Origin of the sequence: Streptomyces niveiscabiei (assembly GCF_001419795.1) — a bacterium.
In the GTDB taxonomy this organism is placed as follows: Bacteria; Actinomycetota; Actinomycetes; order Streptomycetales; family Streptomycetaceae; genus Streptomyces; species Streptomyces niveiscabiei.
On record NZ_LIRL01000744.1, the window covers coordinates 1 to 5,109 of the forward strand.

Annotated in this window: 5 protein-coding genes and 1 riboswitch; of the genes, 3 read left to right on the forward strand and 2 right to left on the reverse strand. The window is 73.4% G+C overall.

Annotation, left to right across the window (positions count from 1 at the left end):
* Nucleotides 1-440: 440 nt before the first annotated feature.
* Both AOK24_RS32445 and AOK24_RS32450 read right to left on the reverse strand, forming a co-directional pair.
* Nucleotides 441-1,568: an alpha/beta hydrolase gene (locus AOK24_RS32445; RefSeq protein WP_055723599.1), complete on the reverse strand. Its 1,128-nt coding sequence runs from the start codon at nucleotides 1,566-1,568 to the stop codon at nucleotides 441-443.
* A 52-nt stretch (nucleotides 1,569-1,620) separates the two neighbouring features.
* Nucleotides 1,621-2,289: a class II aldolase/adducin family protein gene (locus AOK24_RS32450; RefSeq protein WP_107104098.1), complete on the reverse strand. Its 669-nt coding sequence runs from the start codon at nucleotides 2,287-2,289 to the stop codon at nucleotides 1,621-1,623.
* A gap of 129 nt (nucleotides 2,290-2,418) precedes the next feature.
* Between AOK24_RS32450 and AOK24_RS32455 the strand changes: the two genes are divergently transcribed.
* The 3 genes from AOK24_RS32455 to AOK24_RS32465 all read left to right on the forward strand — a co-directional run.
* A complete protein-coding gene (locus tag AOK24_RS32455) occupies nucleotides 2,419-3,642 on the forward strand; it encodes an inorganic phosphate transporter (RefSeq protein ID WP_055723601.1) in 1,224 nt (407 codons plus the stop codon).
* Between the two features lie 20 nt (nucleotides 3,643-3,662).
* Entirely contained in the window at nucleotides 3,663-3,884 is a 222-nt protein-coding gene (locus AOK24_RS32460; protein WP_055723602.1) for a hypothetical protein, read from the forward strand.
* 145 nt (nucleotides 3,885-4,029) lie between these two features.
* Nucleotides 4,030-4,170, forward strand: a riboswitch (cobalamin riboswitch).
* Nucleotides 4,171-4,271: 101 nt separating this feature from the next.
* The coding region (locus AOK24_RS32465; protein WP_055723603.1) for a cobalamin biosynthesis protein at nucleotides 4,272-5,109 on the forward strand (838 nt) is incomplete at its 3' end.

The following is a 5,109-nucleotide window of genomic DNA, read 5'->3' on the forward strand; positions in this document are numbered from 1 at the left end:
CAGGCTTCGACTCGTCCGCCCGCGACCCCTGGCCGCCGCCCCCTCAGCTGTGAACCAGCGGCGCCCGCGCCGCGCCGCGCCCCGCCCACCGGAAGGCACACCGGCCCCGGCGGAACTGGCCAGAATGGCTCGCTCGGGCCTGGCCGCCGCCGCCCGCGTGGCCCGCTGGGCGGACGAGTCGAAGCCTGGAGTCGCGCGGGATACGGGACGTCACGGGTGCAGTCTTCCGGTTGACGGTCCGAAAACCCAAACGGAATGTCACGGGGGGCTACGGGACTGGCCAACGCACGGGGTGCGGCGAGGGGTCGGAGCGGGTGCTCGGGGCAGGTACGGGGCCAAGCGGAATCCCCGCTACCGGGGCGGGCGGGTGTGCCGGGACTCACACCGGCGAGGGGCGGCGTTCGGCCAACTCCCCCCTGGGCGCCGCCGATGCCGGTCGTTCACATCAGCGGCGTCAGGAACCTCCGCAGGGTCTCCTCGTACGTCGCCGGGTCGGCGTTCCACATCGCGCCGTGCGGGGCGTCACGGACCTCGTGGAGGGTCGTGAGCGCGGGCGTCCGCGCGGCGAGGCGGCGGGAGAGGTCCCAGGGGGCGACCGTGTCGCCGGGGCCGTGGACGATCAGCGTGGGGACGCCGGGGAGCGTGAGCGCGGCGTCGTCGTCCGGGGGTTCCTGCCCGTTGCTGAGGCGGCCCAGCGCCGCGCGGACCGCCAGCGGGAGCAGGGCGCCCGGGGTGCGGCGCGCGGCGGCCAGCGAGCGCAGGGTCCGCTGCCAGTCGAGGACCGGCGAGTCGAGGACCAGGCCGCTGACGCGGTCGGCGAGGCCGGAGCGGGTGGCCGCGCGCAGGGCCATCGCCGCGCCGGTCGACCAGCCGAGCAGGATCACGCGGTCGGCGCCGTGCGCGAGGGCGTACCGGATCGCCGCGTCGACGTCCCGCCACTCCGTCGTCCCGAGGTGGTTGAGGCCGTCCGGCTGGCGCGGCGCGCCCGCGTCGCCCCGGTAGGCGGGGACGAGGACCGGGAAGCGGCGGCGGTGCAGGAACCCCAGGACGTTCAGGGCGTGTTCGCGGCCCGCGCCGAGGCCGTGCACGGCGATCACCCAGGTGCGGCGCGCGCCGGGCACGAACCAGGCGGGCAGCGCGCCGAGTTCGCCGGGGATCCGGACGTCCGTGTGCGTCAGGCCGAGGGCCGTCGTCGGGTCGCCGACGTGCAGGTCCGGGGTGAGGCGTACGGACGTGCCGGGGCCGAGCGTGCCGTAGGAGACGCGTTCCAGGCGGCGGACGACCGTGTCGGCGTCGTGCGGGGCGTTGGGCAGGACCGGGCCGACGACCGCGTGGACGTCCGTGCCGGTGACGCCGTACGTGCCCGGTCTGAGGGCGGCGAGGTCGCGGGTGAGCGTGAGCTGTCCGGCGGCCGTGGCGTGCACGGTGAGCCTGGGTTCCGTCGGCAGGGGGCGGCCCGGTGGCGCCTTCAGCGCCGTGTCGCTCGCCATCCGGCCCGCGGCGACGCTCGCCGCGCCGGCGGCCACTACTGCGGAGACGGCGACGGCCGTCGCTTTGACTGGGCGCACGGGTCCAGTGTCCGGGTGGTCGGCGGGTGCGGCCAGTGGACGTCCCGGGCTTTCAGGCCGTCCCCTGCCCGTACCCCCTCAGCTTGTCCCCCGCCTCCCGCACCTGGGCCGGGGTCAGGAGGCTCGGGGTGTGGCCCGGGACCGAGGCCGCCGTCAGCCAGAGCCGGCACATCCATTCGAGCTGGGCCGTGTCGGTGAAGGCGCGGTCGAGGGTGGGGGCGTACGCGAGGGTGCCGTGGTTCTGGAGGAGGCAGGCGGTGCGGTCCTGGAGGGCCGTGCGGATGTGGTCGGCGAGTTCCTGGGTGCCGTAGGTGGCGTACGGGGCGACGCGGACCGGGCCGCCGAGGGCTCCCGTCATGTAGTGGATCGCCGGGAGTTCGGGGACGAGGGTGGAGACGGCCGTCGCGTGGACGGCGTGGGTGTGGACGACGGCTCCGGCGCCGGTCGCGCGGTAGACCGTGAGGTGCATGGGGAGTTCGCTGGTCGGTTTGAGGGTGCCGAGGACCTGGGTGCCGTCGAGGGCGACGCCCGTGATGTCCTGGGGCCCCAACCGGTCGTACGGAACGCCTGTCGGGGTGACGAGGACCACGTCGTCGAGTCGTACGGAGACGTTTCCCGATGTGCCCACCACGAGTCCGTCGGTGACCGTGCGGCGTGCCGTCGCCACCAAGGACTCCCATGCCGCGGCCTCTTCGGGACGCGGGCGCCTCTGCTCAGCCATACGGGTGATCCTGCCAGGTGGGGGAGTCATGCCCACAGTGACACCGCGATGCCCTGTCCAGTTCACCTTCTGTTCATTCAGGTTACCTACCTTCAACGAGCCGATTACTACGAACGATTGCCTGGGTAAATGGAAAACTTCTCGCTGATCCTCGCGATAGTGGTGGTAACCGCTCTCGCGTTCGATTTCACGAACGGTTTCCACGACACAGCCAACGCGATGGCGACGACCATCTCGACCGGCGCACTGAGGCCCAAGGTGGCGGTGGCCATGTCCGCCGTGCTGAACCTTGTGGGGGCGTTTCTCTCCGTGGAGGTCGCGAACACGATCTCCAAGGGGCTTGTCGACGAAAGCGGTATACGACCCGAGGTGATCTTCGCGGCGCTGGTCGGCGCGATCCTCTGGAACCTGCTGACCTGGCTGGTCGGCCTCCCCTCCAGCTCCTCGCACGCTCTGATGGGCGGCCTGATCGGCGCGACGCTGGCCTCGGCCGGCACGGGCGCGGTGCACGGCGACGTCCTGGTCACGAAGGTGCTGATCCCCGCGGTCGCCGCGCCGATCGTCGCCGGGGTCGCCGCGATGCTGGCGACGCGGCTGTCGTACACCCTGGCGAAGAAGGCCGACGGGAAGGCCGCGGAGAAGGGGTACCGGTTCGGGCAGATCGCCTCGGCCGGGCTCGTCTCGCTGGCGCACGGCACGAACGACGCGCAGAAGACGATGGGCATCATCACGCTGGCGCTCGTCGCGGGCGGCTCGCTCGCGCCCGACTCCGACCCGCCCACCTGGGTCATCCTCTCCGCCGGTCTCGCGATCGCGCTGGGCACGTACCTGGGCGGCTGGCGCATCATCCGCACGATGGGCAAGGGCCTCACCGACCTCCAGCCGCAGCAGGGCTTCGCGGCGCAGACGTCCGCCGCGACGGTCATCCTCGCCTCCTCGCACCTCGGCTTCTCCCTCTCCACCACGCACGCGGTCTCCGGGTCCGTGATGGGCGCGGGGCTCGGCCGCAAGGGCGGGGTCGTGCGGTGGTCCACCGCCACGCGGATGTTCGTCGCGTGGGGGCTGACGCTGCCGGCCGCCGCGCTGGTCGGGGCGCTCGCGGAGTCGGTCACGGACCTCGGTGACTGGGGTACGGCCGCCGTCGCGGTGTTCCTCGTCGCCTCCAGCGCGGCGATCTGGAAGATCTCGCGGCGCGAGGTCGTGGACCACACCAACGTGAACGACTCGGACGAGGGCGCCGCGACGCCGGACGCGGGTGCCGACAGCGCCGACATCCCTGACATCAAGGTCGTCATCCCCGCTCCGGCGACCGCCACCACCGACCCGGCCGCTCCCCCGGCCGCGACCGTCTGACCCCGAAGGACACCGCAACCATGAAGATCGACTGGTCCGCACTCGGCTCCGTCTTCGGTGTCAGCCTCGTGGTCACCGTCGGGCTCGTGACCCTCTTCACACTGGGCGTCATGGGCCTCTCCCGCCACGAGCGCGCCCAGGCCGACGGCGGCTCCGCGGCGCTCGCGGTGACGGGGGCGTACGCCTGCTTCGCGGCGTGCCTCGGGGCCGTGGCGTACGGCATCAGCCTGATCGTCGCCTGAGCGCCCGGAAAACCGGCAGCAACCGTTTGCACAACCCCGTACGGCTTCGGCTGTGCGGGGTTTCGGGCGTGGGGGTGCCTGGCGCGCGGGGGCGCGTGTGGGGTTCTGCACACTCCGCTCTCGCAGGTCAACGGTGAGTTGACGGGTCTTTGAGGCCCGTGGTGGACTGCCAGGGCCATGTACGGCGGCTCAGGAGGAAGTCCGGTGCGAATCCGGCGCGGTCCCGCCACTGTGACCGGGGTAGTCATCCCCGGGAGCCAGGAACTCCCACCGCCGGTCTCGTCGAACCAGGGCGTGGACACCCTGAGTGAGGACATATCGCCATGCTCGGCCGCCGATTGAGGTACCGACTCCGATCGCCGCTCACCCCTACGGCCGGCTGAGCCGATGGGTGCCGATCGCATCTACGCGTACGGCGCCGCCGCCGGACTCCTCGGTGACCTGCTGCTCGGCGATCCCCGCCGGGGTCATCCGGTCGCCGCGTTCGGGCGTGCCGCGGCGTGTGTGGAGCGGGCGTTGTGGCGTGACCACCGGGGGTGGGGTGCGCTGCACACCGCCGTCTGTGTGGGGGGCGCGGTGGCTCTCGGGGCCGGCGCGCGGGCTTCTGTACGCCGCTCCCCCGCCGCTTCCCTCGCGTTGACCGGCCTCGCCACGTGGGCGGTCGTCGGCGGTACCTCCCTCGCGCGCGAGGCCCGGCACATCGGGCGGGCCCTGGAGGCCGGGGACATCGAGGCGGCGCGGGCCCGGCTGCCGCATCTGTGCGGGCGCGATCCGCAGGCGCTGGACGCGGACGGGATCGCGCGCGCGGTTGTGGAATCGGTTGCTGAGAACACGTCCGACGCCGTGGTGGGCGCGCTGGTGTGGGGGGCCGTGGGCGGGGTGCCCGGGCTGCTCGGGTTCCGGGCCGTCAACACGCTCGACGCGATGGTGGGGCACCGGTCGCCCCGCCATCTGCGGTACGGGTGGGCGTCCGCCCGGCTCGACGATGTCGCCGGGTGGCCGGGGGCCCGGCTGACCGCCGTGCTCGCGTGTGCCGCCGGGGACGATCCTCGGGGGGCCGTACGGGCCTGGCAGGCGGACGCCGTGAAGCATCCGAGCCCCAACGCCGGGCCGGTGGAGGCCTCGTTCGCGGGGGCGCTGGGGGTGCGGATGGGCGGGACGTTGTCGTACGCGGGGCGGGTCGAACACCGGCCCGTGCTCAACGGGGGGGGGCGCGGGGTGGCCG